This is a genomic window from Paenibacillus lignilyticus (genome assembly GCF_017942085.1).
Classification (GTDB): domain Bacteria; phylum Bacillota; class Bacilli; order Paenibacillales; family Paenibacillaceae; genus Paenibacillus_Z; species Paenibacillus_Z lignilyticus.
Genome location: NZ_JAGKSP010000022.1, coordinates 38291 through 62653 on the forward strand (window position 1 = coordinate 38291; position 24363 = coordinate 62653).

26 protein-coding genes, 2 rRNA genes and 1 other annotated feature are annotated in these 24363 nt (G+C 50.3%); of the genes, 1 reads left to right on the forward strand and 27 read right to left on the reverse strand.

The window, feature by feature from the left end:
- Nucleotides 1–389 precede the first annotated feature (389 nt).
- From I8J30_RS29035 to I8J30_RS29120, 18 genes are all read right to left on the reverse strand, one after another.
- Complete coding sequence (locus I8J30_RS29035; protein WP_210663968.1) at nucleotides 390–992, reverse strand: class I SAM-dependent methyltransferase; 603 nt, start codon at nucleotides 990–992, stop codon at nucleotides 390–392.
- An 85-nt stretch (nucleotides 993–1077) separates the two neighbouring features.
- A complete protein-coding gene (rplL, locus tag I8J30_RS29040; protein WP_091225552.1) occupies nucleotides 1078–1437 on the reverse strand; it encodes a 50S ribosomal protein L7/L12 in 360 nt (119 codons plus the stop codon).
- Between the two features lie 131 nt (nucleotides 1438–1568).
- Nucleotides 1569–2066, reverse strand: a complete 498-nt coding sequence (rplJ, locus tag I8J30_RS29045) for a 50S ribosomal protein L10 (RefSeq protein WP_090986353.1) — start codon at nucleotides 2064–2066, stop codon at nucleotides 1569–1571.
- Between the two features lie 59 nt (nucleotides 2067–2125).
- Nucleotides 2126–2289: a sequence feature (ribosomal protein L10 leader region), on the reverse strand.
- A gap of 14 nt (nucleotides 2290–2303) precedes the next feature.
- Nucleotides 2304–2996 (reverse strand): 50S ribosomal protein L1, encoded by a 693-nt coding sequence (gene rplA / locus I8J30_RS29050; protein ID WP_210663954.1) that lies wholly within the window; start codon nucleotides 2994–2996, stop codon nucleotides 2304–2306.
- A gap of 131 nt (nucleotides 2997–3127) precedes the next feature.
- Nucleotides 3128–3553: a 50S ribosomal protein L11 gene (gene rplK, locus I8J30_RS29055; RefSeq protein WP_090986357.1), complete on the reverse strand. Its 426-nt coding sequence runs from the start codon at nucleotides 3551–3553 to the stop codon at nucleotides 3128–3130.
- Between the two features lie 51 nt (nucleotides 3554–3604).
- Nucleotides 3605–4138 carry a transcription termination/antitermination protein NusG gene (gene nusG, locus I8J30_RS29060; RefSeq protein WP_090986393.1) on the reverse strand — a complete coding sequence of 178 codons (534 nt, stop codon included), beginning with the start codon at nucleotides 4136–4138 and terminating at the stop codon, nucleotides 3605–3607.
- A gap of 32 nt (nucleotides 4139–4170) precedes the next feature.
- The gene (gene secE, locus I8J30_RS29065; protein WP_091225550.1) at nucleotides 4171–4380 is read right to left on the reverse strand and encodes a preprotein translocase subunit SecE; all 210 of its coding nucleotides are present in this window, start codon (nucleotides 4378–4380) and stop codon (nucleotides 4171–4173) included.
- 23 nt (nucleotides 4381–4403) lie between these two features.
- On the reverse strand, nucleotides 4404–4553 hold the full coding sequence (rpmG, locus tag I8J30_RS29070) for a 50S ribosomal protein L33 (protein ID WP_090583192.1): 150 nt from the start codon (nucleotides 4551–4553) through the stop codon (nucleotides 4404–4406).
- Between the two features lie 331 nt (nucleotides 4554–4884).
- Nucleotides 4885–5535 carry an RNA polymerase sporulation sigma factor SigH gene (gene sigH / locus I8J30_RS29075; RefSeq protein ID WP_210663955.1) on the reverse strand — a complete coding sequence of 217 codons (651 nt, stop codon included), beginning with the start codon at nucleotides 5533–5535 and terminating at the stop codon, nucleotides 4885–4887.
- A gap of 293 nt (nucleotides 5536–5828) precedes the next feature.
- Nucleotides 5829–6350 (reverse strand): NYN domain-containing protein, encoded by a 522-nt coding sequence (locus I8J30_RS29080; protein WP_091225549.1) that lies wholly within the window; start codon nucleotides 6348–6350, stop codon nucleotides 5829–5831.
- 3 nt (nucleotides 6351–6353) lie between these two features.
- On the reverse strand, nucleotides 6354–7118 hold the full coding sequence (gene rlmB, locus I8J30_RS29085) for a 23S rRNA (guanosine(2251)-2'-O)-methyltransferase RlmB (RefSeq protein WP_240548463.1): 765 nt from the start codon (nucleotides 7116–7118) through the stop codon (nucleotides 6354–6356).
- A gap of 29 nt (nucleotides 7119–7147) precedes the next feature.
- Nucleotides 7148–7606, reverse strand: coding sequence for a Mini-ribonuclease 3 (locus tag I8J30_RS29090; RefSeq protein ID WP_420831261.1), 459 nt, complete (start codon nucleotides 7604–7606; stop codon nucleotides 7148–7150).
- Nucleotides 7606–9009 carry a cysteine--tRNA ligase gene (cysS, locus tag I8J30_RS29095; protein ID WP_210663956.1) on the reverse strand — a complete coding sequence of 468 codons (1404 nt, stop codon included), beginning with the start codon at nucleotides 9007–9009 and terminating at the stop codon, nucleotides 7606–7608. Before cysS ends, I8J30_RS29090 begins: the two co-directional genes overlap by 1 nt.
- Nucleotides 9009–9680, reverse strand: coding sequence for a serine O-acetyltransferase EpsC (epsC, locus tag I8J30_RS29100; RefSeq protein WP_091225582.1), 672 nt, complete (start codon nucleotides 9678–9680; stop codon nucleotides 9009–9011). Before epsC ends, cysS begins: the two co-directional genes overlap by 1 nt.
- A 447-nt stretch (nucleotides 9681–10127) precedes the next feature.
- Nucleotides 10128–11585 (reverse strand): glutamate--tRNA ligase, encoded by a 1458-nt coding sequence (gltX, locus tag I8J30_RS29105; RefSeq protein WP_210663957.1) that lies wholly within the window; start codon nucleotides 11583–11585, stop codon nucleotides 10128–10130.
- 40 nt (nucleotides 11586–11625) lie between these two features.
- Nucleotides 11626–12111, reverse strand: a complete 486-nt coding sequence (ispF, locus tag I8J30_RS29110) for a 2-C-methyl-D-erythritol 2,4-cyclodiphosphate synthase (protein WP_210663958.1) — start codon at nucleotides 12109–12111, stop codon at nucleotides 11626–11628.
- A complete protein-coding gene (ispD, locus tag I8J30_RS29115; RefSeq protein ID WP_210663959.1) occupies nucleotides 12108–12830 on the reverse strand; it encodes a 2-C-methyl-D-erythritol 4-phosphate cytidylyltransferase in 723 nt (240 codons plus the stop codon). The genes ispF and ispD overlap by 4 nt, the downstream gene beginning before the upstream one ends.
- 105 nt (nucleotides 12831–12935) lie before the next feature.
- Nucleotides 12936–14030 (reverse strand): PIN/TRAM domain-containing protein, encoded by a 1095-nt coding sequence (locus tag I8J30_RS29120; RefSeq protein WP_210663960.1) that lies wholly within the window; start codon nucleotides 14028–14030, stop codon nucleotides 12936–12938.
- Between the two features lie 188 nt (nucleotides 14031–14218).
- Here I8J30_RS29120 and I8J30_RS29125 point away from each other — a divergent pair, with 188 nt between their 5' ends.
- Nucleotides 14219–14614, forward strand: a complete 396-nt coding sequence (locus tag I8J30_RS29125; RefSeq protein ID WP_090986375.1) for a nucleoside triphosphate pyrophosphohydrolase family protein — start codon at nucleotides 14219–14221, stop codon at nucleotides 14612–14614.
- A gap of 99 nt (nucleotides 14615–14713) precedes the next feature.
- Here I8J30_RS29125 and pssA read toward each other — a convergent pair whose 3' ends face one another.
- From pssA to I8J30_RS29170, 9 genes are all read right to left on the reverse strand, one after another.
- Nucleotides 14714–15466, reverse strand: a complete 753-nt coding sequence (gene pssA, locus I8J30_RS29130; RefSeq protein ID WP_210663961.1) for a CDP-diacylglycerol--serine O-phosphatidyltransferase — start codon at nucleotides 15464–15466, stop codon at nucleotides 14714–14716.
- A gap of 154 nt (nucleotides 15467–15620) precedes the next feature.
- Nucleotides 15621–16697, reverse strand: a complete 1077-nt coding sequence (gene disA, locus I8J30_RS29135; RefSeq protein WP_091225542.1) for a DNA integrity scanning diadenylate cyclase DisA — start codon at nucleotides 16695–16697, stop codon at nucleotides 15621–15623.
- A gap of 15 nt (nucleotides 16698–16712) precedes the next feature.
- Nucleotides 16713–18080, reverse strand: coding sequence for a DNA repair protein RadA (gene radA, locus I8J30_RS29140; protein ID WP_091225541.1), 1368 nt, complete (start codon nucleotides 18078–18080; stop codon nucleotides 16713–16715).
- Nucleotides 18081–18231: 151 nt separating this feature from the next.
- On the reverse strand, nucleotides 18232–20697 hold the full coding sequence (gene clpC, locus I8J30_RS29145; protein ID WP_210663962.1) for an ATP-dependent protease ATP-binding subunit ClpC: 2466 nt from the start codon (nucleotides 20695–20697) through the stop codon (nucleotides 18232–18234).
- A 2-nt stretch (nucleotides 20698–20699) separates the two neighbouring features.
- A complete protein-coding gene (locus I8J30_RS29150) occupies nucleotides 20700–21776 on the reverse strand; it encodes a protein-arginine kinase McsB (protein WP_210663963.1) in 1077 nt (358 codons plus the stop codon).
- Between the two features lie 27 nt (nucleotides 21777–21803).
- Nucleotides 21804–22328, reverse strand: coding sequence for a protein-arginine kinase activator protein McsA (locus I8J30_RS29155; RefSeq protein ID WP_210663964.1), 525 nt, complete (start codon nucleotides 22326–22328; stop codon nucleotides 21804–21806).
- 36 nt (nucleotides 22329–22364) lie between these two features.
- Complete coding sequence (locus I8J30_RS29160; protein ID WP_210663965.1) at nucleotides 22365–22826, reverse strand: CtsR family transcriptional regulator; 462 nt, start codon at nucleotides 22824–22826, stop codon at nucleotides 22365–22367.
- Between the two features lie 1207 nt (nucleotides 22827–24033).
- A 5S ribosomal RNA gene (gene rrf, locus I8J30_RS29165) occupies nucleotides 24034–24150 on the reverse strand.
- Nucleotides 24151–24269: 119 nt separating this feature from the next.
- Nucleotides 24270–24363: ribosomal RNA gene (locus I8J30_RS29170) — 23S ribosomal RNA — on the reverse strand; the annotation flags it as partial.

Genomic DNA, 24363 nt, shown 5'->3' on the forward strand with positions numbered 1-24363 from the left:
AACAATGACCTTGTATAAACAAGCTTAAACAGTTCGCTAATCGTACCCGTAAATGTGCGAGCTTGACCGCGAACGTTTATCACATTGTTAAAACCAGAATGTGCAGCAGGCAAATTCTGATTCAAATAAAGAAAAGCCCTTATCGAGAAATCGAAAAAAGAGCATGCTTCTGTCAGCCACAACTCTGTGGTACAATAAACCACAAAAGTCTCATATCAAGTAATTTTGACCCAAAATGTAAACATTATACGTCAAATCCGCTGTTTCTATTCATTTAAAAAAGCGCTTGACATTTTAGTGGACTAAAGAGATTGTGCCCATTTTAATGCTGACATTTTATAATGATATCACATTAGAAAAGTCAAGTCAACAAAATGTTGCGTTTTTTCCTAGACTTCCTTCTGTGCCCTGAATATGCGATATCCCTTTTCTTTCGTAACCTCTTCCACGTTTCCGAAAACCGCTTCGAGCTTCGCCGCCGCAGACGGCGCGCCTTGCTTCTTCTGGATGACCACCCACATCGCCCCGCCCGGCACCAACAACTTCGCACCTTCTTCAAATATCCGATGGACAACCTCTTTGCCCGCCCGGATCGGCGGATTCGTAATGATCGTGTCGAAGGTTTGATCCTTCACCTGTTCATAAATGTCGCTTTGCAGTACTGTTGCGTTCAAGACGCCGTTTAACTTCAAATTCTCCGTCGCCAGCGCAACTGCACGTTCATTAATGTCGATCATCGTCACATGCCCTTGTTCAGCCAGCTTCGCTGCTGTAATGCCCATCGGTCCATAGCCGCAGCCGACATCCAGCACCTTCGCTTGCTTATCCAACTGAAGGGCTTCGACAAGAACTCGACTGCCAAAGTCTATGCCTGTTTTCGAGAAAACGCCTGCATCCGTCATAAAACGCAGTTTATATCCACGAAGCTCGGTCTCGAGAAGATGCCGATCATGCGCGATACCCGGTGTACGTGTGTAATAATGGTCTGACATCATATCCCTCCCATCCGGAACAACCTTAAAATCAAGGAAACCCCTTGAAGCCGAAGCTTCAAGGGGTTTCCGCCATAAGCGGTTATTACTTCACTTCTACGGAAGCGCCTGCTTCTTCAAGCTTAGCTTTGATAGCGTCAGCGTCTTCTTTGGAGATTCTTTCTTTAACTGGTTTTGGAGCGCCGTCAACAAGGTCTTTCGCTTCTTTCAGGCCAAGACCTGTGATTTCGCGAACTGCTTTGATAACGTTGATTTTGGAAGCGCCAGCGTTGTTCAAGATTACGTCGAACTCAGTTTGCTCTTCAACTACAACAGCTGCTGCGCCTGCTGCTGCAACTGGTGCTGCAGCTGTTACGCCGAATTCTTCTTCGATTGCTTTAACCAGGTCGTTCAGTTCCAGAACGTTCATGCCTTTAATGGCTTCCAAGATTTGTTCTTTACTCATTAGATAAACCTCCAATAGTTTGTTTTGTTTTTGTATTATTTCCGAAAGCCGAGTCAGCCACAGACTGCCTCAAGCCAAACATTCTTAGATAAATGCTGTGTCAAGCTGAGCTTGACACAAACCAATTATCTTTAAGCTTCTTGTTTCTCTGCAACAGCTTTAACTGCAAGAGCAAAGTTGCGCATTGGAGCTTGAAGCACGCTGAGAAGCATGGATAGCAAACCTTCTTTGGAAGGTAGATCCGCCAGTGCTTTGATTTCTTCCGCGTTGAAGACTTGACCTTCAACTACGCCACCCTTAAGTTTAAGTGCGTCGTTTTTCTTAGCGAAATCAGCCAAAATCTTAGCTGGAGCAACTGCATCCTCTTTGCTGAAAGCGATAGCCGTAGGGCCAGCCAGAACAGCATCCAATTCAGACAGTTCCGCTTGTGCAGTTGCACGACGAACGAGGGAGTTTTTCAATACTTGGAACTCGATGTTCGCTTCGCGCAATTGTTTGCGGAGCTCAGTTACTTGCTTCACGTTAAGTCCACGATAATCAGCAACAACTGTGCAGGAACTCTCGCGAAGTTTAGTCGTGATGTCTGCAACAGCCAGCTCTTTACCTTGAATGATTTTTGCGTTTGCCATAATGTACACCTCCCGTTATGTTGTCAACATCCCGATTAATGCAGCGGAATCCTTCCACGCGATGCATGAGAAAGGCCCCCGCAGACGTAGCGAAGGCCATGATGGTCCGTAAATCACTTCCTGCCAATCGGCGAAAAGCGCACAAACACGTTTATCATAACACCTCGGTAGGAAATTAAGCCGTGCAGGCACCTACTGTCTTCGGTATGCATATTCGATTATCAACTTCTGTTTCTCTTAGCGGAACGAAGCAGCGTTCAAACGAGCGCCTGGACCCATTGTCGAGGAAACAGAAATACCTTTCAGGTAAACCCCTTTAGCTGCAGCCGGTTTTGCACGGTTCAGCGCATCGATCAGTGTTTTCAAGTTTTCGTTCAGCTTCTCGGAGTCGAACGATACTTTACCGATTGGTGCATGGATTTGACCTGCTCTGTCAAGACGGTATTCAATCTTACCAGCCTTGATTTCTTGAACGGCTTTCGTAACGTCAAACGTTACTGTACCCGCTTTAGGGTTAGGCATAAGGCCTTTACCACCGAGGATACGGCCGAGTTTACCAACTTCAGCCATCATGTCCGGAGTTGCAACGCAAACGTCGAACTCGAACCAGCCTTGTTGGATTTTTGCGATTACGTCAGCATCGCCAACATAATCTGCGCCTGCTGCTTCTGCTTCTTTGGCTTTTTCGCCCTTAGCAAAAACGAGTACGCGTTTTGTTTTACCAGTACCGTGAGGAAGTACAACTACGCCACGAACTGCTTGGTCTTGTTTCTTAGGGTCTACACCCAAACGTACAGCAACTTCAACCGTTTCGTCGAATTTAGCTGTAGCGGCTTTCTTAACGAGTTCAATCGCTTCAGCAGCCTCGTACGTTGCTTCAACATCGATCAGCTTAACAGCTTCAAGATATTTTTTACCGTGTTTAGCCATTAGAATTCTCCTCCTTATGTGGTAGTAACGGAAAATCCTCCCTACGAAAGGGAGATCCTCCCACCTGAGCGAAGCAGCGCTTCGTCAGTCAGACAACGCCATCTGGTGTGTCTTCTGTCAGCCGTTAACGACTAGTCTTCAACTACAACGCCCATGCTGCGCGCAGTACCTTCAACCATGCGCATAGCTGCTTCTACAGAAGCTGCGTTGAGGTCAGGCATTTTTTGTTCAGCGATCTCACGAACGACAGAACGTTTAACCGTCGCAACTTTCTTCTTGTTCGGCTCACCGGAACCTTTAGCAATCTTAGCAGCAACGCGAAGAAGTACTGCAGCCGGCGGCGTTTTCGTTTCGAAAGTAAACGAGCGATCTTCAAAAACAGTGATTACAACCGGGATAATCAAACCAGCTTGATCTGCAGTACGAGCGTTAAACTCTTTACAGAAAGCCATGATGTTAACCCCTGCTTGACCTAGCGCTGGACCGATCGGCGGAGCCGGATTCGCTTTACCCGCTGGAACTTGCAGTTTAACCAACTTGATGACCTTTTTTGCCATGATGAACACCTCCTTGCCGTAATAATCACATGCAAGTCCAAGATAACGCGATTAGACTTTCTCTACTTGATTGTAGTCAAGCTCAACCGGCGTTTCTCTTCCGAACATGTTGACATGCACCTTCAGCTTACTCTTGTCGAGCAGAATTTCTTCCACTGTTCCGACAAAGTTAGCGAATGGCCCGACTTTAACACGCACCGTTTCCTTCAAATCGAATTCGATTTTAGGCTTCGGCTCTTCCATGCCCATGTGGCGCAAAATTTGTTCCACTTCATCAGGCAGAAGCGGTGTTGGTTTTGAACCTGAGCCGGTCGAACCGACAAATCCGGTCACGCCGGGTGTGTTGCGAACGACATACCAGGAATCATCCGTCTGAACCATTTCCACAAGAACATAGCCGGGGTAAACTTTACGCATGACGGTTTTTTTCTTGCCGTCTTTGTCTACCACTTCTTCTTCCATAGGAACAAGCACACGGAAAATCTTGTCTTCCATGCCCATAGATTCAACACGTTTCTCCAAGTTCGCTTTTACTTTGTTCTCATACCCTGAATAGGTGTGAACAACATACCATCTTTTCTCCATCGTTTCCATAACAAGCCACCCTTGGCCCCTTCTTAAACAATCAGTTCGACCAATGCGGAAATCCCGATGTCAAGAACCCAGAAGTAAATTGTCACAGCTATAATCGTAAAGAACACTACGAGTGTATAGCTTGTCAATTCCTTACGGCTTGGCCAGCGGACTTTCTTTAATTCCGCGAAGCTGTCGGTGAAGAAGGAAAAAGTCGACCCGAAGCTTTGCTTCAGCTTAGCTAAAAATGCCACGTCCACCAACCTCCATAATGACCTTATCGAGTTTCGCGATGAGGAGTATGCTCGTTACAATACTTGCAAAACTTCTTCATCTCAATACGGTCGGGGTGATTCCGTTTGTTCTTGCTGGAAGCATAGTTTCTTTGTTTGCAGTTTGTGCAAGCCAACGTAATAATTACCCGCATTGCTGACACCTCCCGAACTTACCATAAATAAATAAAGTGTAAAACGTTGTATGTGAACCAGCCTGATTCTGAACCCATAATAAAAAAAGACCTATTTAGGGCTACCAAAACACTTTATCACAAGCAATAGGTAGTGTCAACGGAAAACTATTCCTGCACACTTGCTATTCTCGTGCTGCTTGCTCACATCTCAGACAGGGCGACAACAACACAAAAAAAGCCGACAACTTCCATTCCGCAGTAAACAGTATGATCCGGATAAGGACAATTCAAACACCGAAAAGCCCTCCCATTAAAAAAGAGCCGCAATCGGCTCCCTGGTTTCATCCATTTAGCTACCAATATCACGCAATTCCAAATACCGTTCGAGCTTCCGTTTCACCCGTTGAAGCGCATTATCAATGGATTTCACATGCCGATCCAAATCAACAGCGATCTCTTGATAGGATCTTCCGTCCAAATAGAGCATAAGCACTTTGCGTTCAAGATCACTGAGGATCTCGGACATCTTATCCTCAAGACCGACAAACTCTTCTTGATTGATAATGAGTTCTTCCGGATCCGAAACTCTCGTACCGCAAATGACATCAAGCAGCGTGCGATCCGAATCTTCGTCATAGATTGGCTTGTCCAACGAAACATAAGAATTAAGCGGGATATGCTTCTGACGGGTTGCCGTCTTGATCGCCGTAATAATCTGCCTAGTGATGCACAGTTCGGCGAAGGCCTTGAAAGAAGCTAACTTATCACCCTTAAAATCTCGAATCGCCTTATAAAGGCCAATCATGCCTTCTTGGACGATATCTTCGCGGTCGGCCCCAATCAAGAAGTAGGAACGCGCTTTGGCTCGGACAAAGTTCTTGTATTTATTGATTAAATATTCCAGCGCTTCGCCGTCACCCTCGCGAACCGTCTCGACAATGTCCTCGTCCGTTTTGCAGTCATAATCCAGCGTTTTCCATTCTCTGAGGTCGATGCTCACGAACAATCCCTCCGGCTCGAAAGGCGTACAATGCCCAAAACTATCAGTAGCTTAATCTATATACCGGCGCGCAATGTCTCAAAAAACCAGAGCAAATAATAGAGCTGAAACAACCTTCCAGCACGTACCCTACGTGTAGAAACTTAGACTCAGTATACATTATGTAACCTTCAACCGTCAATGAGGATCCCGCCGAAAACATGCTAATTATCTAGCAAAAATGGGAATTCCCACCGACTCCGACGAGAATTTTGTCCTATTATCTCACATGCTAGTAACACGCAGTCGAGCGCTTACATTTGGCCTCTGCGCCATTTTTCCAATTTCATGCGAACATCCATGCTGATATTACCGTCCAGCTCATTGCGAACCGTCGTTTTCTGCTCGACCTTTCGTTCTATCGCTTTGCGATTTTGCTGGATTTCGATCAGCAGTTCTCTGGCGGATTTCCGCAGTGCACCTTTTCCGAAAGTGACCGCCTGCTCAGCCATATCCGATGTCGCGACATGAATGTTTCGGCTTCGAAGCGCAAGCTCCGATGCCAGCCGCTCAATACAAGCATCCGCTGTTTCCTTCTCCTTCGTAAACACGACGGTAAGCCTATGCTGTTTGAACGTGGAGCCCACTCCGGGAACTTGATGCGCATCGAATACCACGATAACCTTCATGCCGGTGAAGCCTTGATAGTCCGCCAGCATTTCCAGCAGCCGATCCCGCGCATCCTCCAGATCCCTGTCACCCAAAGCTGACAGAACCGGCCAAGCACCGATCATATTGTAGCCGTCAACCAGCAGAACGTCATCCCGCCGCTTCATCGCCTACTTGGAGAGGCGCTGCCGCAAGACTTCGTACATCAGCACACCTGCTGCAACGGACGCGTTTAGTGAATTCAATTGGCCGTTCATCGGCAGCTTGATGAGGAAATCGCATTTCTCACGAATCAGTCGCCCGATTCCTTTTGCTTCATTCCCAATGACAATCGCAAGCGGCATATCGAACTTTGTAGAGGAGGAATACACATCCTGCTTCGCGCCAACGTCAGCGCCCGCTACCCAAACGCCCGCTTCCTTCAGCTTATCAATCGTTTGTGCCATATTCGTAATGCGAGCAACCGGCATGTACTCGACTGCACCTGCCGATGTTTTGGAAACCGTAGCTGTCAGCGAAGCCGAGCGGCGCTTCGGAATGATAACGCCATGTACGCCGGTACATTCAGCTGTCCGCAGAATAGAGCCTAAGTTATGCGGATCTTCAATTTCATCGAGCAGCAAGAAGAATGGCAGCTCGCCGCTTTCTTTAGCCCGCGCAAGAAGTTCATCAATCTCGTAGTACCGGTAGGCTGCCGCTTGTGCAACAACACCTTGATGCGGGACGCCCTCCACCATTTGGTCCAGCTTCCGTTTGTCCACGATCTGTACGACAAGTCCCGCTTTCTTCGCTTCCAGCATAATCGGCTGGGCAGCTTTCTGCGCTTGCTCCGCCACCCAAATTTTGTTGATTTCGCGTCCGGAGCGCAGTGCTTCCATTACGGGATGCTTGCCTGCGATCCATTCCTGTGTATCTTCTTCAACCTCGCGCATCATTAACCTCCTTAAGTATGTCTCGTCTGCTTCTATTCGTCGAAAGCGATGGCCATCAGCTCACGCAGCCGGCTCACTTGCTTGCCATAATACAAATACCCGATCAAACACTCCAGCGCCGTCGCCTGTTGGTAGTCGGCAGGATCTGCGTTCTTCGGCGAAGTGCCTGACTTGGCATTCCGTCCTCGCCTTACAATATCCGCTTCTTCCTCGGTCAGAATCGGCTGCCACTTTTCCAGCAGGATCCGCTGCGCTTTAGCCGATACAAATTGTGTCGCCTGGCGGTGAAGATGGTGCAGCTTATGATTGGACCGCGAGATGAGATATTGTCGCACCATCATCTCAAACACCGCATCCCCAATGTAAGCCAGCACGATGGGATTCATTAAATGGACCGGTTTGTTCGGGGCGTGGAACCATAATCCCTCTTCCATGCCCAAACCGATTCCACCGCTTCCTCCGATTTCGTTTTCCAAATGCCCGTTATCCATCATTTCCGCCGCCACCGGATACCTTGCGGAGTATCCTCCAGTACAATCCCGAGCGCAGACAGCTGATCGCGAATCTCATCGGCCCGCTTCCAATCCTTATTGGTCCGCGCTTCTGTCCGCTGCACGATCAGCGCATCGATATCGGCATCGAGCAGTTCATCTACCGTTTCCAACAATCCCAGCACGCGGTCAAAATCTTGGAACGCTGTAAGCAGCAGCTCAAGCTCCGCTTGCGATACAACCGGACGCTGCAGAAGCAGATTCGCTTCGCTGACCAGCTCGAACATAGCGGTAATGGCATCCGGCGTGTTGAAGTCATCGTCCATCTTCGCCTTAAACTGCTCGCGAATCGCAGCAACCCGCTCTTTAAGCTGGTCAAGCGCCGCCGCATCCGGCTCGCTTACCGCAAGTGAAAGGCGGTGCTTCACATTCGAAACGGAGTTCAAGATTCGCTCCACGCTGTTCTCTGCCTGCGCAATCGTCTCGTCGCTGAAGTTAAGCGGACTTCTATAATGGGCCGACAACATAAAGTACCGGATAACGGCCGGTTTAATGCGAGTAAGCATCTCCTGGACCGTGATCCCATTGCCGAGTGACTTCGACATTTTCTCATTGTTGATGTTGATGTAGCCATTATGCATCCAATAGTTCGCGAGCGGTTTTCCCGTCACGGACTCGGATTGGGCAATTTCACATTCATGATGCGGGAACTGCAGGTCATGGCCGCCGCCATGGATATCAAGCGTATCGCCGAGATATTTGCGCGCCATCGCGGAGCACTCAATATGCCAGCCCGGGCGTCCCGCTCCCCATGGGCTATCCCACTTAATTTCTCCGGGCTTCGCAGCTTTCCATAATACAAAGTCTTGACCGCTTTCTTTGCGCTCATCCACGCCGATCCGAATGCCCAGCTGCAGCTCATCCATATTCTGATGGGACAGCTTGCCGTAATCAGGAAAGGTACTCGTACGGAAAAACACATCGCCGCCGTTCTCATACGCATGGCCGCCATCAACGAGCGACTGGATAAAGGCAATAATTTCATCCATATGATCGGTCACTCGCGGATTAAGCGTGGCTTTGTGGATGCCGAGCCCGTCGATATTCGCATTGAACGCCTGAATAAACCGCTCTGCGACTTCGGGGACCGTTGTGCCCAGCTGCTCCGCTTTGCGAATCAGTTTATCGTCCACATCCGTAAAGTTGACGACGTAGTTCACTTCGTAATCTGACGACTCCAAGTAACGCCGCACGACATCGAAGAAGATGGCCGGTCGGGCATTCCCGATATGGATGTAATCATAAACCGTCGGTCCGCAAACATACATCTTGACTTTGCCGGGCTCCAGCGATTGAAAGATTTCCTTCTCACGTGTCAGTGTGTTATATATACGCAGGCTCATTATCTCGTTTCTCCTCCAGCAACTGGCTCTTTGCGTCTTTCTCTTTCTTGCTCCAGCTCTATTCTTAACTCGGACACTTCCTTCTGCATCGCCCGCAGCATCTCAATGACAGGATCCGGGAGCTGGGTATGATCTAAGCGATCCCCCACCCGCGTGCCATTGCGCTTAATTACTCTGCCGGGGATGCCGACCACTGTGCTGTTCGACGGAACTTCCCGCAGCACAACCGAATTTGCCCCTATATTCACATTGTCTCCAACCTTGAAGGAGCCTAGAACCTTTGCCCCTGATGCAATGACCACATTGTTGCCAATGGTCGGATGGCGTTTCCCTCTTTCTTTCCCCGTCCCGCCGAGCGTAACCCCTTGGTAGATCACGACGTTATCGCCGATTTCGCAGGTCTCCCCGATGACGACACCCATGCCGTGGTCAATAAACAGCTTTTCCCCGATTGTCGCACCCGGATGGATTTCAATGCCTGTAAAAAATCGGCTGGTCTGCGAGATGACGCGGGCAAGCGTGTACCACCTGCGTTTGAATAGCGCATGTGCGATTCGGTGCGACCATATCGCATGAAGACCTGAATAAGTGAACACGACTTCCAGCTTATTGCGGGCAGCAGGATCATTCTCTAGTATGGTCTCAATGTCAGACGCCAAGCTTCGAAACATCGAAATTCCCCCTCTCCGGTATCGACAAGAATACAAAAAGCCCCCGCAGCCCAAAGGCTGCAGAGGCGTAATCACGCGGTCCCACTCTGCATCGGAACGATTGTTGTACTTCTTCATATCGCCCGTCTTATAGTCCGTAACGAGGACCAATCGTCACCACCCACCCTGCCGATGACGGCAGCTCGGAGATGCGGCTCCCAGGCGCAACGTTTATTCCCAAGAATAAGCGACTTACACCCAGTCATTCGAACCCGCTATACTACCGTATCTGCGGCTCCGTTTGAAGGTCGCCCTCTCTGGTATTCCTGTATTGAAATAAACAATCCTGTTCCAAGCCTTATCGTTCTAAATTAATTCAAGTATAGCTGAGGACTCCCCAACTGGCAAGTAGTCAAACGCCCATCACTCACAGGTAAGAGTGGATTTCACTAGGGCACCTGACGCGATTTAGACCAGACGACCCTGCAAACGCTGTTCGACCTTTGCTTGACCCAGCAGAGCAAGGGTCTGATTCAAATCCGGTCCGTGCGTTTGCCCCGTCAGAGCGGCGCGAATCGGCATGAAGAGCTGCTTGCCCTTGAAGCCCGTTGCTTGCTGCACCGATTTGATGGCTGCTTTGATTCCGTCTACATCGAAGGCTTCCATCGCTTTCACTTGCTCCAAGAAAGCTTGCAAGACAACCGGCACCTGCTCCTCCGCCAGAACGGTCTTAGCCTCATCCTCGTCTGCCGCCTCCGGCAAGAAGAAGAGCTCCGTAAGCGGCACGATATCCGCCGCAAACCGCAGCTTATCTTGATAAAGCGCAACCAGATCATGGGCCCAAGCATGCTCGCTTGCGCTCAGCGCCTCAGGCAGGCGTCCCGCTTCTTGAAGATGCGGAATACACAGCTCCACGATGCGCGGAACGTCTGATTTCTTCATGTACTCATTATTCATCCAGCTCAGCTTGTTCGTATCGAACACGGCAGGGCTTTTGCTCAAGCGATTGGCCGTGAAGACCGATACCAGTTCCTCGCGCGTGAACATCTCCTGCTCGCCCTCAGGCGACCAACCGAGCAATGTAATAAAGTTGAACATCGCTTCCGGCAAATAGCCAAGCTTATCGTATTGCTCGATAAATTGGATAATGGACTCGTCGCGTTTGCTCAGCTTCTTCCGGTTCTCATTGACGATCAGCGTCATATGTCCGAATACCGGCGGCTCCCAGCCGAACGCTTCATAAATCATCAATTGGCGCGGCGTGTTGGAGATATGATCCTCTCCGCGCAGGACGTGGCTGATGGCCATCAAATGATCATCCAATGCAACAGCGAAGTTGTACGTTGGAATGCCGTCCTTCTTCACGATAACGAAATCACCGATACCGTCGGACTCGAAGCTGATTTGACCTTTAACAAGATCGTTAAACGTATAGGTCCGGTTCTCCGGTACGCGGAAACGAATGCTTGGAATGCGGCCTTCCGCTTCAAAAGCAGTCCGCTGTTCCTCGGTCAAGCTGCGGTGCTTGCCGGAATAACGAGGCATTTCACCGCGTGCCGTCTGCTCTTCCCGCTCCTGCTCCAGCTCTTCCTCGGTGCAGTAGCACTTGTAGGCCAGACCCTTGTCGAGCAGCTCTTGCCAGTACTCGCGATACAGATCAAGGCGTTCGGTCTGACGGTATGGACCGTAGCCTCCGCCGATGTCGATGCTTTCATCCCAGTCGATCCCGAGCCACTTCAAATAAGTGAGCTGGTTTTCTTCGCCGCCCGCCACATTGCGTTTCACGTCGGTATCTTCGATCCGAATAATGAATTTGCCGCCTAAATTACGCGCAAACAGATAGTTGAATAAGGCCGTTCTGGCGTTGCCGATATGTAAGTGACCTGTAGGTGACGGTGCATACCGTACTCTGATTTGTTCTGACATCTTGTTTAACTCCTCCCGGGCAAGCGATTGTATTGCAGAATCATAGCACAACTTTTACAAGACAGACAACCGATTGCGCGGCAATCCCTTCGCCGCGTCCGGTGAATCCGAGCTGCTCCGTCGTGGTGGCTTTCACATTCACCTGCGAGAGATCCTCGGCTTCCAGGGCTCCCGCAATAATCTCGACCATTTGCGGAATGTAAGGCAGCATTTTCGGACGCTGCGCGATGATCGTGGAATCGATATTGCCAAGCTTATACCCGCGCTCTTTCACCAAACCCCAAATATGCTGAAGCAGCTTTAAGCTGTCCGCATCCTTAAACGCCGGATCCGTATCCGGAAAATGCTTCCCGATATCGCCAAGGCCAAGCGCCCCAAGTACCGCATCGCTGATCGCATGCAGCAGTACATCGGCATCGGAATGCCCCAGAAGCCCGCGCTCGTATGGAATGGTGACACCTCCAATGATACAAGGCCGTCCCTCTGCCAATTGATGCACATCAAACCCTTGTCCTACTCGAATCATGATTTCGATCCCCTCTCCCGCTCTCGGCTTGCCAGCAGAAACTCCGCGTATGGCAAATCCTCCGGTGTTGTAATCTTGATATTCGTATAATCGCCTTCGGCAACAGATACCGTTACCCCTAATCGTTCCACAGCCATCGCGTCATCCGTCCCAAGGAACTGATCCGCGGCTGCTTGATCAAGCGCCTGCTGCAGCAAGGAACGACGAAAAGCCTGCGGCGTTTGAATCGCCCACAAGCTTCGCCGATCCGGAGTCGCCGTAATGGCGCCGGTTTCATTCACTTGCTTAATTGTATCTTTAACAGGAACGGCAAGCACAGCTGCTTCGGTCTGAAGAGCCTTATGCATACATGACCGGACCGCATGCTCCGTCACAAACGGCCTAACGCCGTCATGAACCATGACCCAGTTGACCGAGTCGCTTAAAGCTGCCAATCCGAGATGTACCGAATGCTGACGCTCGCTTCCGCCGGCTGACACCTGCTTCACCTTGTGAAGGCCATACTCCGTTACGAATTCACGGCATCGGTCCACATCCTGCCGACCGACGATAAGCGCCACTTCCGCAATGTCATCCATGGCTTGAAATCGTTCAAGAGTATGTACCAGAATAGGCTTGTCCCGCAAGAGCAAATATTGTTTACTCTCCGCTGTGCCCATTCTGGTTCCACGGCCCGCCGCCACAACGACGACGCCCCATTTTGCAACTGCTGCTTCCATGCCTTCAACCGCCCCGCGTGTAAACTTCGTATACAGCTAAATGCTGCATGTCCAATCTTTCGATTGTACGCGCAAACCAATTAGCATAACACTTATCATACCGCGTTACAGCGCTTTTTCCAACAATTTCGGCTTCGCAAAAATCATTCTGCCCGCAGAGGTTTGCAGCACGCTCGTTACGAGCACCTCCATCGTCGTTCCGATGTAGTCTCTGCCGCCTTCCACTACGATCATGGTACCGTCATCCAAATACGCGACCCCTTGGCCATGTTCCTTGCCATCTTTGATGACTTGAACGACAATCTCTTCGCCGGGAAGAACAACCGGTTTCACTGCATTGGCAAGGTCATTAATATTTAACACCGATACCCCTTGCAGCTCGCACACTTTGTTCAGGTTGAAGTCATTGGTGACCACTTTACCATGCAGCACTTTCGCCAGCTTCACGAGCTTGCTGTCCACTTCGCCCTCTTCGGCTTCTCCTTCATAGATGAGCACTTTTACGTCGAGCTCTTTTTGAATCTTGTTCAAAATATCGAGCCCTCTGCGCCCTCTGTTCCGTTTGAGCAAATCCGATGAATCCGCAATATGCTGCAGCTCTTCCAGCACAAACTCCGGAATGACCAAGGTGCCTTCGATAAAGCCGGTTTTGCAAATGTCTGCAATGCGGCCATCGATGATGACACTTGTATCCAGAATCTTATGCTCCTCATAGCTGCTTTCCTCTTCCACCCGGGCTGCATTGCTCCGACGTTCGAAGAGCCCTCTCAGGCTTTCCGTAAATTCCTCACGTTTGTTTAACCCGACCCGCAGTCCTGCATACCCTAAGAACAACGTCAGTAGTAGAGGAATGAATAGGCCTGCTCCCGATAAACCGGATAAAACCGGATACAATAGCGCTGACAGTGCAAGCCCGCCAATTAATCCACCGCCGCCTGCTACCAGTTCGCCTGTCGGAATGGATGACGCCCGCTCCGCTCCTTGCCGCATCCATTTGAGGATGGAGCCTGCCAATACCGTTGCTGCTGCAAGACCGCATAACGCGCCAATGCCGACGTTCATGTAATAGCTTCCTGAATGCTGCATAAGACCGGTTGACGATTCCGCCCAGCTCACACTGCCATTTAGGGAGCTGTTCATTTGAGCGCCCAGAAATCCGCCGAACAAAAGACCAATCAGTTGAATCATTCGTTTCATCATATAAATCCACCTCCATTACAATTATGTTCCAATTATGGTTACGTTAATCGCCTATGCGGAGCGAAAGCATTAGAATTTATTAACCTATCCCTAAAAGCGGACAAAAAGTAGAAATCCATTTTGAAATGCAGGGCGGGGAGGCTTATAATAAAAGAAAAGCAATCCATTCCTGAAATGAGGTGGAATCGATGAACGCACCAACACTGGAGCAATTTCAGCAGCAGGTCTCTGAACTGCTGTTGCGGCATCGCAGCTTGTTAGACGTCATGTCGAAGTACGGCCAGTCCGGCGCTTCCGTTAATCGGGCAGTTGCCAAATCCGTTACGGAATGCGGATGTATCGAGTTAAATGCCCGGAAGCAGCAGTTCGCGGATGACTTTAACCTCGAGCAAGCCAAAACAAAGCTTCATCATCACATTTCAGGCGAGCTCTGCGAACATTGCAAAGAAGCCATACAGAACGAGCTCGGCCGGAATTTGTTCTATATGTCCGCGATGGCGAATCTGCTCGACATTCAACTTGAAGACGTCATTGAACACGAATCCGATAAATGCAGTACGCTCGGCTTATTCAATCTTACTTAGTCTTTACCCATCTGCTGGCATAATCAGCGGTAAACGCAAGAAAGACCGCCTTGTACATCCCCTCAGGGGACAGACAAGGCGGTCTTTCTTATTAGCAGCTTATGCGCTATGTTCGCTTTGAACCGCTTCTTCTTGGCGCTTGCTTTCCATTAAACGCTTGCGTTTCCTGCTTGGGAGACGGCGATCAACGTTTTTTTTTAGGCCGTACAGCGCGTAGAGGACCAGCGGAACGAATAGGATCTTCGATAGATGATGTGGGAACAAGATGCCGAGCACGACGGAGACCGCCACGATGATCGGTACAACCCAGATCGCGTTCTTCGGAATGCCGAGCTTCTTAAAGTTCGGGTAGCGAACGGTGCTGACCATCAGGAACGACAGCACAAGTGTGCTAGCCATCAAGACGGAAACGGCAATATCTTTGTGGAACAAAGCCAGTGTGGCAAGTACGCCGCCAGCGGCCGGAATCGGCAAGCCGATGAAATAACCGGGCATACCGGAGATGACATTGAATCTCGCGAGCCTTAATGCTCCGCAAATCGGGAACAAAGCGGTTATAATCCAAGCCGGAGCCGGAGTGAGTTCTTGGAAAGCAACACTATACATAATAAAAGCAGGTGCAACTCCAAAAGAAATTACATCCGACAGTGAATCTAATTCTTTACCAAATTCGCTTTGAGCGTTAAGTGCGCGGGCGACTCGGCCGTCCACGCCATCCATCAGCATCGCGATAATAACCATCATCGCAGCTACCTCAGGCTTCGCATTCTCAGGAAATATGAGAATAATGGCGACAATACCCAGAAATAAATTCGCCACTGTAAAAAGACTCGGTATTGACTTCGTAATCATTTGCTCCACCTCATCTTTACTATGCCCTAAAACCGCAATTTGCAGTAGTGCAGGCAAACTGAGAAAATAACTTCCACCAGAAGTTTAAGGGGTGCAATACGGCTAATTGTCAGTTGTAACCAGCGTCCGTCTGCATTCCCTCATTGTATGGGATTTAAATTTGTCTGTCAATGAACATCTGCTCCTGGATCCGCTTCAAGCCTTCCTTAATCGCACGTGCCCGTACCTCGCCAATGCCGTCCACAGCGTCCAATTCCTCAATCGTTGCCATCAAAATATGAGGCAAATATCCAAATCGTTCCACGAGATTATTCATGATAACCTGCGGCAGCCTTGGAATTCGACTTAACAATCTGTAGCCGCGCGGCGCAACCATTTCTTCGGATGCAGCGCTTAGTCCGCTATAACCGAGCAATTTCATGATTTGCCCCAGTTCCAGCAGTTCTTCGGAATTCAGCTTGCGGATGCTCGCGCGAATTTCACGGATGCGGTCCTCGTTGGGATCCTTCACATAATCCTTGAGCAGGAACCAAGCTTCTTCTTCCACGCCGCCGACAAGCTCTTCCATCTGCATGCTGATGAGGCGGCCTTCCGTACCGAGCTCATTGACGTAACGTTTGATTTCCATTTTGACGCGGATGACCATCTCTACCCGCTTGATAACATGGGCAACCTCTTGCAAGGTGACCATCTCTTCAAACTCCAGTGCGGATAGGTTGGTAAAGGACTGGTTCAGCACCACTTTGTATTTTTCAAGCGTTTGAATCGCCTGATTGGCTTTGGTCAGAATGACGCCCATTTCCTTAAGCGAATACCTGAACTGACCTTGATAAAGCGTAATAACATTCCGCCGCTGCGAAATGGATACAACCAGCTTGCCCGTTTGTTTCGCTACCCGCTCTGCGGTACGATGCCGAATTCCTGTCTCGCTGGAGGAGATGGAGCTGTCGGGAATTAGCTGGGTATTGGCATATAAAATACGTTTGCGATCTTCGCTAAGTATAATGGCGCCATCCATTTTGGCCAGCTCGTATAAATAGTTCGGGGAAAAATCGCAATTGATGGAGAAGCCGCCGTCTACAACTTCCATCACTTCCGGACTGTAGCCGACGACGATGAGCGCCCCGGTCTTCGCTCGCAGCACATTATCGAGGCCTTCCCGGAACGCCATGCCCGGTGCGACCATCTGGAGCAGTTGATTCACTACCTCTGTTTGGTTTGACTCTTTCATCGATTTCTCCCCCCTCTATCCGAATGCCTTGGACAGCGCATCTGCAACCGTCTCTACACCGATGATTTCTATGCCGGCAGGCGGGGTCCAGCCCTTCAAGCTCTTCTGAGGCATAATGACCCGCTTAAATCCCAGTTTCTGCGCTTCCTTTACACGCTGTTCAGCGCGGGACACGCCCCGCACTTCACCTGTCAATCCAATTTCTCCGAAGAATACGTCGAATGGTCTGGTCGGCGCATCGCGGAAGCTTGATGCAATACTAACCGCGGCAGCCAGATCGACAGCGGGCTCATCGAGACGGATACCGCCGGCGACATTGAGGTAAACATCCTGCGTTTGCAAGAACATGCCCATTCGTTTCTCCAGCACCGCGACGATCAAGGTCATCCTGTTGTGGTCAATCCCCGTCGCCATCCTGCGCGGAGAGGGGAAATTCGTTGACGCGACAAGCGCCTGAAGCTCGACGAGCACCGGCCTTGTGCCTTCCATGCTCGCCACGACGGTAGAACCGGACACGCCAAGCGGACGTTCCGATAAGAACAGCTCGGACGGATTATTAACCTCCCGCAGCCCTTCTTCCACCATTTCGAAAATACCAATTTCATTGGTAGAGCCGAACCGATTCTTAACGGCCCTAAGCAATCGGTACGAATGATGCCGTTCCCCTTCAAAGTAGAGCACACAGTCAACCATATGCTCGAGCATCCGCGGACCCGCGATGGCGCCTTCCTTCGTAACGTGGCCAACCAAAACCGTTGCGATGCCTTTAATCTTCGCTACCCGCATGAAGTGAGCCGTACATTCCCGTACTTGCGAAACGCTACCCGGCGCAGATTCCACTCTGGGGTCATAGACCGTCTGAATGGAATCGATGACGAGAAAATCCGGCTGAACCGATTCAATCGCATCATTGATCTGCTCCATGTTCGTTTCGCAGAGTACATACAACGTATCGGACAACGCGCCAAGACGGTCGGCCCTCAATCGGGTCTGGCGTACGGATTCCTCTCCTGAAATATAGAGCACAGTCAGCTTCTTCGATGCCAGCGCATGGGAAGTTTGCAGCAGCAAGGTCGATTTGCCGATACCCGGATCCCCACCGACCAGAATAAGCGAGCCTGGCACGACGCCTCCGCCCAGCACACGATTGAGTTCCTGATTGGTTGTCTCGATCCGTTTTTCCTGACCACTTTCTATATGTATGATGGGAAGCGGCTTTTCTTTCGTCTGAATGAGCGGCGAGCCCATTCCTTGCGTCTTGACAACCGTTTCCTTCTCTTCCACCATCGTATTCCACTGCCCGCAGCCCGGGCATTTACCCATCCATTTAGGTGACTCTGTTCCGCATTCGGTGCATGCGAACTTCACTTTAAGTTTTGCCATGTGCAGCTCCTTATGCAAAAGACGTATCATTCAAAGTTTACCATTTAACGCATGCTGATAACAATTCTAATCGGCAGCCGATCTCATTGTTTCATAAAAAAACCCTTTACTCCTCCGCCTTCGGCAGGAGAGTAAAGGGTTTTGTGTCATTTTATTTGGTCGCAGGCTCTTCCGCGGCCGGAACGTAATTGCTGTCGCGGTGGGTAACCGTCAGCTCTCCGTCCTTCTCGTCGATGATCAAATGATGACCCTTCGCGATTTTGCCAAGCAGCAGATCCTCTGACAGACGGTCCTCGATATGCTTCTGGATCGCTCTGCGCAGCGGACGTGCGCCGTACTGCGGATCGAAGCCTTCTTTCGCCAGGAATTCTTTCGCTGTATCCGTCAGCACAAAGTCTACTTCTTGCTCACGCAGACGTTTGCGAAGCTCTTCGGACATCAGCGTCACGATTTGAGCGATATGCTCCTTCTCGAGAGAATGGAACACGATCGTTTCATCGATCCGGTTCAGGAACTCAGGGCGGAAGCTCTTCTTCAGCTCTGCCAACACTTTATCTTTCATGATGTTAAAGTCGCGCCCCGCATCCTGTGCGGCCGTAAAGCCGAGGGAGGAATTGCGTTTGATTTGATCAGCGCCTACGTTTGACGTCATGATAATGAGGGTGTTGCGGAAGTCGACGACACGTCCTTTGGAGTCCGTGAGTCGGCCATCCTCAAGCACTTGAAGCAAAATATTGAACACTTCCGGATGAGCTTTCTCGATTTCGTCAAGCAGCACAACCGAATATGGCTTGCGGCGAACCTTCTCGGTCAATTGACCGCCTTCTTCATAGCCGACATATCCCGGAGGCGCGCCGACCAATCTGGACGTGGAGTGTTTCTCCATGTATTCCGACATGTCGATGCGGATGACCGCATTCTCATCGCCGAACATCGCTTCTGCAAGCGCGCGTGCCAATTCCGTTTTACCAACCCCGGTAGGTCCGAGGAAGATAAAGGAGCCCATCGGGCGTTTCGGATCCTTCAGACCTGCACGCGCTCTGCGGATGGCACGTGACACGGCTTTCACCGCTTCGCTTTGTCCGATAACGCGGTCATGAAGAATATCTTCCATCTTGAGCAGGCGCTGCGTTTCTTCCTCGGCAAGTTTGGACACCGGAATACCGGTCCAGCTTGCCACGATCTGAGCGATATCGTCAGGCGTTACTTCGGAATCCGTACGGCCCTGCTTTTCTTTCCACTGATTCTTCGTCACATCGAGCTCTTCCCGAATCTTCTGCTCCGTGTCGCGAAGTGCGGCAGCTTTCTCAAACTCTTGGCTTTGAACCGCGGAATCCTTCTCCTTGCGGATGTCTTCCAGGCGATTCTCCAGTTGTTTGAGGTTAGGCGGTACCGTGTACGATTTCAAGCGCACTTTGGAGCTCGCTTCGTCGATAAGGTCGATGGCCTTATCCGGCAAGAAACGGTCGGTGATGTAGCGATCAGAGAGCTTCACGGCTTGCTCGATAGCTTCATCCGTAATTTTCACGCGGTGATGCGCTTCATAGCGATCACGCAAACCGTGCAGAATTTGAATCGCTTCTTCCGGCGATGGCTGATCCACCGTAATCGGTTGGAAACGGCGCTCCAGCGCGGCGTCCTTCTCGATATATTTCCGATACTCATCAAGCGTTGTTGCACCGATGCACTGCAGCTCGCCGCGGGCAAGAGCAGGCTTAAGAATATTCGATGCATCAATCGCACCTTCCGCTCCCCCTGCACCGATCAGCGTATGCAGCTCATCAATGAACAAGACGATGTTGCCGGCTTGACGAATTTCGTCCATGATTTTCTTCAAACGGTCCTCGAACTCACCGCGATACTTCGTACCCGCAACGACAGAGCCCATATCGAGCGTCATGACGCGTTTGTCACGAAGCGTCTCCGGAATTTCGCCCGCGATAATTTTCTGAGCTAATCCTTCCGCGATAGCCGTCTTACCAACGCCCGGCTCCCCGATCAGAACCGGATTGTTCTTCGTTCTGCGGCTCAGCACTTGGATCACGCGTTCGATTTCTTTGCTCCGGCCGATAACCGGATCCAAATTACCGTCTTTGGCGTAGGCCGTCAAATCGCGAGCCAAACCATCCAGTGTCGGCGTGCTTACATTTGTCGGTGCGCCGTGATTGCTTGAAACGGCTTCGCTGCTGCCCAGAAGCTGCAGCACTTGCTGACGTGCTTTATTTAAACTAATGCCAAGGTTGTTCAGTACACGAGCCGCTACGCCTTCCCCTTCGCGAATCAGGCCGAGCAAAATATGCTCTGTGCCCACGTACGTATGTCCAAGCTTACGTGCTTCATCCATCGAAAGCTCGATTACCTTCTTGGCACGTGGTGTGTACGCAATATTGGTAGGTTGTTCTTGTCCGCGTCCGATCAGCGTCTCCACTTCATCTTGAATTTTCTCAAGGCTGAGGCCAAGTCCGATCAGTGCTTTTGCGGCGATTCCTTCCCCTTCTCGGTTCAGCCCGAGCAAAATATGCTCCGTGCCGATATTGTTATGACCGAGACGAACCGCTTCTTCCTGCGCCAGTGCGAGCACTTTCTGTGCCCGTTCGGTAAATCTTCCAAACATCATGTTCATACACCCCCATGATCGGATTCACTTTGTAAATGACTTCGTATAAGTTCCGCTCGTCGGATATCCCGCTGCTCAGGCGTCATTTTCTCATGAAACACCTGTTGGAGGAAACCCGGCTGCGTTAATACCATCATTTCATTCATTACCTGCGGTGAGACATTTCGAATCAAACCCAAATCGATGCCTAGACGGACATCGGACAGCCTTTGGGAAGCCTCCTTGGTATCCATGATCATCGCATGCGACAAGATGCCGTAGGAACGATAGACCCGATCCTCCAGACGGACGCGCGATTCTTCCAGCAGACGCTGGCGAGCCGCTCGTTCGTGCTCAATAATTTGCCGAGCCACACTGTGCAGGTTCTCGATGATTTCCCCTTCGGATTGACCAAGCGTAATTTGATTCGAAATTTGAAACAAGTTTCCGAGCGCTTCGCTGCCTTCGCCATAAATGCCCCGAACGGCCAGCCCCACCTGCGTGACGGCCGACAAAATGCGGTTGATCTGCTGCGAAAGCACAAGACCCGGAAGATGCATCATGACCGATGAGCGAATGCCTGTGCCAACGTTAGTCGGACAGCTTGTTAAATATCCCCTTCGCTCGTCATAAGCGTAATTCGTGACTTCTTCAAAAATATCGTCAATGCGATTCGCCAGACCCCATGCTTCCTTAACCTGAAAACCGGGATATAGACATTGAATGCGCAAATGATCCTCTTCATTCACCATAATGCTAACGGATTCATTCTCGCTTAGCAGCACGGCGCCGCTGCGTGACTCATTGGCCAGGTTGGGGCTAATGAGATGCTTCTCCACAAGCACTCTGCGTTCAAGCTCGTTTAGCTGGGAGAGCTTGATGGTTTCGAAATTGCCGAGCTCGCTCAGTTGGCCCGTTTCAGCCACATTCGTAAGCTGTTCCATCACTTCGTTTGCCTGCTCTGTTGTGGCAAGCATCGGAAACGGATGACTCGATAAATTGCGGGCAATTCGGATGCGGCTGCTGATGACAACATCCGTATCAGGGCCATTTCCCTTCATCCAGTCGCTCAGCGCTTCATCTACATAACGCTTCGACATCCTTCTGAATCACCTTCCTAACCGCGCCTAAACATCGGCTATATTGCGCTCCAGTTCCCGAATCCGATCCCGAATTTGGGCCGCGTCCTCGAACTCTTCCTGTTCGATACGCATGTGCAAATCCCTTCTCAGCTGTTCAATTTCGCGCTTTACTTGGATTTGAACACCTGTTCGCTTTGGAATTTTACCAACATGTGTTGTATTGCCGTGCACCCGTTTAAAAATAGGGTCCAGTTTGCTGCCAAATTGGATATAACAATTGCTGCAGCCGAATCGGCCCATCTTACTGAATTGTGTATAGGTCAGTCCGCAGTGCTCGCAGCGCAGCTGCTGCTGCGGCTTGGCGCCAAGTGTATTCATGTTCCCGGCAGGCTCGAAATCGAGCAAACCGGATAACAGGCTGTGGATCGAGAATCCGTTAGCCGTGCCCGGAATTCCTTCTCCCCGTTCTCGCGCGCATGTTTCACAAATATGAAACTCTGTCTTCTCGCCATTCACAATCTTCGTAAAATGAAGCGTAGCCGGCTTCTTGTCACATTCCTGACAAAGCATTCCGCACTATCCCTCCTCATACAAGGCTTGCGCAGCTTACTTAACGAGCAGTGTGATCAACATCGCCCTCAATAGCCTAGCCCGAATTTCATCCCGCAGCGGCAGCTTCACAGCGATGGAATCACGAGATATCGCGGCGCGAAGTAAATTAGCTTCTCGCCTGGATATGACCTTGCCTTCCTCCAGCTGATACACAATGCCTTCTGCCGTGTCCTGATCCACTTGCTCGCCGATGGTTTGGGCAAGATGCTCTTGAAGGGCCGACAGTGTGGGCAGCTCTACACGTTGAATGCGAATATAACCGCCTCCGCCGCGTTTACTCTCCACAAAATAACCTTTCTCCAGCGTGAACCTTGTGCTGATGACGTAGTTGATTTGCGACGGCACGCAAGAGAAGCGGTCCGCCAAATCATTACGCTGAAGCTCTACAGCACCACCGGGACTTTCTTTAAGCATATGCTTGAGGTACTGCTCGATGAGATCGGAAATGTTGCGCATTTCGCCAACCTCCCTAAGTTGCCCATACATCTACTCGGCGACTTGTATAGCCTAAAAATCTAAATCGTCAAAGTTTTTAGTCAAATTGACTTTGACTTTCTTTGACTTTAACTTTATTATACGCAAATTTGTCAAAAGGTCAAGCGGATTGCCACCACTGCGTATCCTTACTATCTTGGGCGGATCGCGCCTATTTATACGTTGCCCGTTCGCTTATCCACAACGAAAAGGCAACTGTACTGAATAACAATATATGTGCGCGAGGATGAAAAAGATTTATTAACATGTGAATAACGCAATTGCGTCGCGACAAAAGAAAGAGGTTTTTGCGGACTTATACATAGCTTCTGCACAGGGTGAGGATAAAGTGTGAGTTATCACATAAATGTACTTGTTTATCCACTGCATGAGGTTCAAGTAGCTGCTTGAAAAATGCGCCACTTTTATAAATCGGAGAGATGAAGGGGCCTTGCTTACGCCGCGAGCGTTCGGCCGCTTGGGGCTGACGCTGGCGCATCTCCAGGCAAGCTTGCCTGGAGAGCGGCTATGCGGCTTGTCGGTGGCGGCGGAGGCGATTGCAATCTTTCCAGGAGCGCTGCTTGTCGGCGCCGGCGACGATTGCAATCTTTCCAGGAGCGCTGCTTGTCGGCTCCGGCGACGATTGCAAGCTTTCCAGGAGCGCTGCTTGTCGGCGGCGGCGATGACATGAGTTGATCGTCCACCGAAGCTGATCATTGCCGTTCCCTTCCCGGCCAGCGGCTACCGATCACATTAATTGTGGTCGGTTATTCGTGCTTCACGCCTACTCTCCTAATAAAATTGTAACGGTCACAAATGACCATTACAGCCCTTTCTCGCTTTTTGTCCGACTGTAACGGTCACTATTGTCCATTACAACTGAATCATTAGTGTTTTGAGCAGGGTTTCGGTTCTAACGGACATTATTGACCGTTTAGATTTCTTATTTTGGGTACTCTGGCTTCTAACAGATATTTTTGACCGTTAGATGCCTGTAATCCTTATCAAAAGGATCCGGCTCGGCAGCCCAGTATGAACATTACAGTAGGGATTAATGGGATTAATCGGTTATGTTCGTGACAAGCGCATTGGGTCCATGCTCACCCTCATCCTCATCCTTCTCCGCCATCGATAATTAAGCTTGTTAACAACAAAAAACCGACCACATTAAATGTGGTCGGTTATTCGTGCTTGGCAACGTCCTACTCTCCCAGGACCCTGCGGTCCAAGTACCATCGGCGCTGGAGGGCTTAACGGTCGTGTTCGGGATGGGTACGCGTGGTTCCCCTCCGCCATCGCCACCAAACGGTGATCGCGTTAGCGATACTATGCACAAGGCTTACGCCCTGAAAACTGGATACGAACCTTTGCGAAGGTTTTGTTTAGCTGATTTTGTCCGAAGTTGAACATCCGAGCGAACGTTCGTAGGATAAGCCCTCGACCGATTAGTATTCGTCAGCTGCATGCATTGCTGCACTTCCACCTCGAACCTATCAACCTGATCGTCTTTCAGGGGTCT

What these genes read in the sequence shown, in the direction of transcription:
- I8J30_RS29035 (WP_210663968.1), bottom strand. Translation starts at nt 992, where the DNA reads ATGTCAGACCATTATTACACACGTACACCGGGTATCGCGCATGATCGG.
- rplL (WP_091225552.1), bottom strand. Translation starts at nt 1,437, where the DNA reads ATGAGTAAAGAACAAATCTTGGAAGCCATTAAAGGCATGAACGTTCTG.
- rplJ (WP_090986353.1), bottom strand. Translation starts at nt 2,066, where the DNA reads ATGGCAAACGCAAAAATCATTCAAGGTAAAGAGCTGGCTGTTGCAGAC.
- rplA (WP_210663954.1), bottom strand. Translation starts at nt 2,996, where the DNA reads ATGGCTAAACACGGTAAAAAATATCTTGAAGCTGTTAAGCTGATCGAT.
- rplK (WP_090986357.1), bottom strand. Translation starts at nt 3,553, where the DNA reads ATGGCAAAAAAGGTCATCAAGTTGGTTAAACTGCAAGTTCCAGCGGGT.
- nusG (WP_090986393.1), bottom strand. Translation starts at nt 4,138, where the DNA reads ATGGAGAAAAGATGGTATGTTGTTCACACCTATTCAGGGTATGAGAAC.
- rpmG (WP_090583192.1), bottom strand. Translation starts at nt 4,553, where the DNA reads ATGCGGGTAATTATTACGTTGGCTTGCACAAACTGCAAACAAAGAAAC.
- I8J30_RS29080 (WP_091225549.1), bottom strand. Translation starts at nt 6,350, where the DNA reads ATGAAGCGGCGGGATGACGTTCTGCTGGTTGACGGCTACAATATGATC.
- rlmB (WP_240548463.1), bottom strand. Translation starts at nt 7,118, where the DNA reads ATGATGCGCGAGGTTGAAGAAGATACACAGGAATGGATCGCAGGCAAG.
- I8J30_RS29090 (WP_420831261.1), bottom strand. Translation starts at nt 7,606, where the DNA reads ATGGATAACGGGCATTTGGAAAACGAAATCGGAGGAAGCGGTGGAATC.
- cysS (WP_210663956.1), bottom strand. Translation starts at nt 9,009, where the DNA reads ATGAGCCTGCGTATATATAACACACTGACACGTGAGAAGGAAATCTTT.
- epsC (WP_091225582.1), bottom strand. Translation starts at nt 9,680, where the DNA reads ATGTTTCGAAGCTTGGCGTCTGACATTGAGACCATACTAGAGAATGAT.
- gltX (WP_210663957.1), bottom strand. Translation starts at nt 11,585, where the DNA reads ATGTCAGAACAAATCAGAGTACGGTATGCACCGTCACCTACAGGTCAC.
- ispF (WP_210663958.1), bottom strand. Translation starts at nt 12,111, where the DNA reads ATGATTCGAGTAGGACAAGGGTTTGATGTGCATCAATTGGCAGAGGGA.
- ispD (WP_210663959.1), bottom strand. Translation starts at nt 12,830, where the DNA reads ATGGAAGCAGCAGTTGCAAAATGGGGCGTCGTCGTTGTGGCGGCGGGC.
- I8J30_RS29120 (WP_210663960.1), bottom strand. Translation starts at nt 14,030, where the DNA reads ATGATGAAACGAATGATTCAACTGATTGGTCTTTTGTTCGGCGGATTT.
- I8J30_RS29125 (WP_090986375.1), top strand. Translation starts at nt 14,219, where the DNA reads ATGAACGCACCAACACTGGAGCAATTTCAGCAGCAGGTCTCTGAACTG.
- pssA (WP_210663961.1), bottom strand. Translation starts at nt 15,466, where the DNA reads ATGATTACGAAGTCAATACCGAGTCTTTTTACAGTGGCGAATTTATTT.
- disA (WP_091225542.1), bottom strand. Translation starts at nt 16,697, where the DNA reads ATGAAAGAGTCAAACCAAACAGAGGTAGTGAATCAACTGCTCCAGATG.
- radA (WP_091225541.1), bottom strand. Translation starts at nt 18,080, where the DNA reads ATGGCAAAACTTAAAGTGAAGTTCGCATGCACCGAATGCGGAACAGAG.
- clpC (WP_210663962.1), bottom strand. Translation starts at nt 20,697, where the DNA reads ATGATGTTTGGAAGATTTACCGAACGGGCACAGAAAGTGCTCGCACTG.
- I8J30_RS29150 (WP_210663963.1), bottom strand. Translation starts at nt 21,776, where the DNA reads ATGTCGAAGCGTTATGTAGATGAAGCGCTGAGCGACTGGATGAAGGGA.
- I8J30_RS29155 (WP_210663964.1), bottom strand. Translation starts at nt 22,328, where the DNA reads ATGCTTTGTCAGGAATGTGACAAGAAGCCGGCTACGCTTCATTTTACG.
- I8J30_RS29160 (WP_210663965.1), bottom strand. Translation starts at nt 22,826, where the DNA reads ATGCGCAACATTTCCGATCTCATCGAGCAGTACCTCAAGCATATGCTT.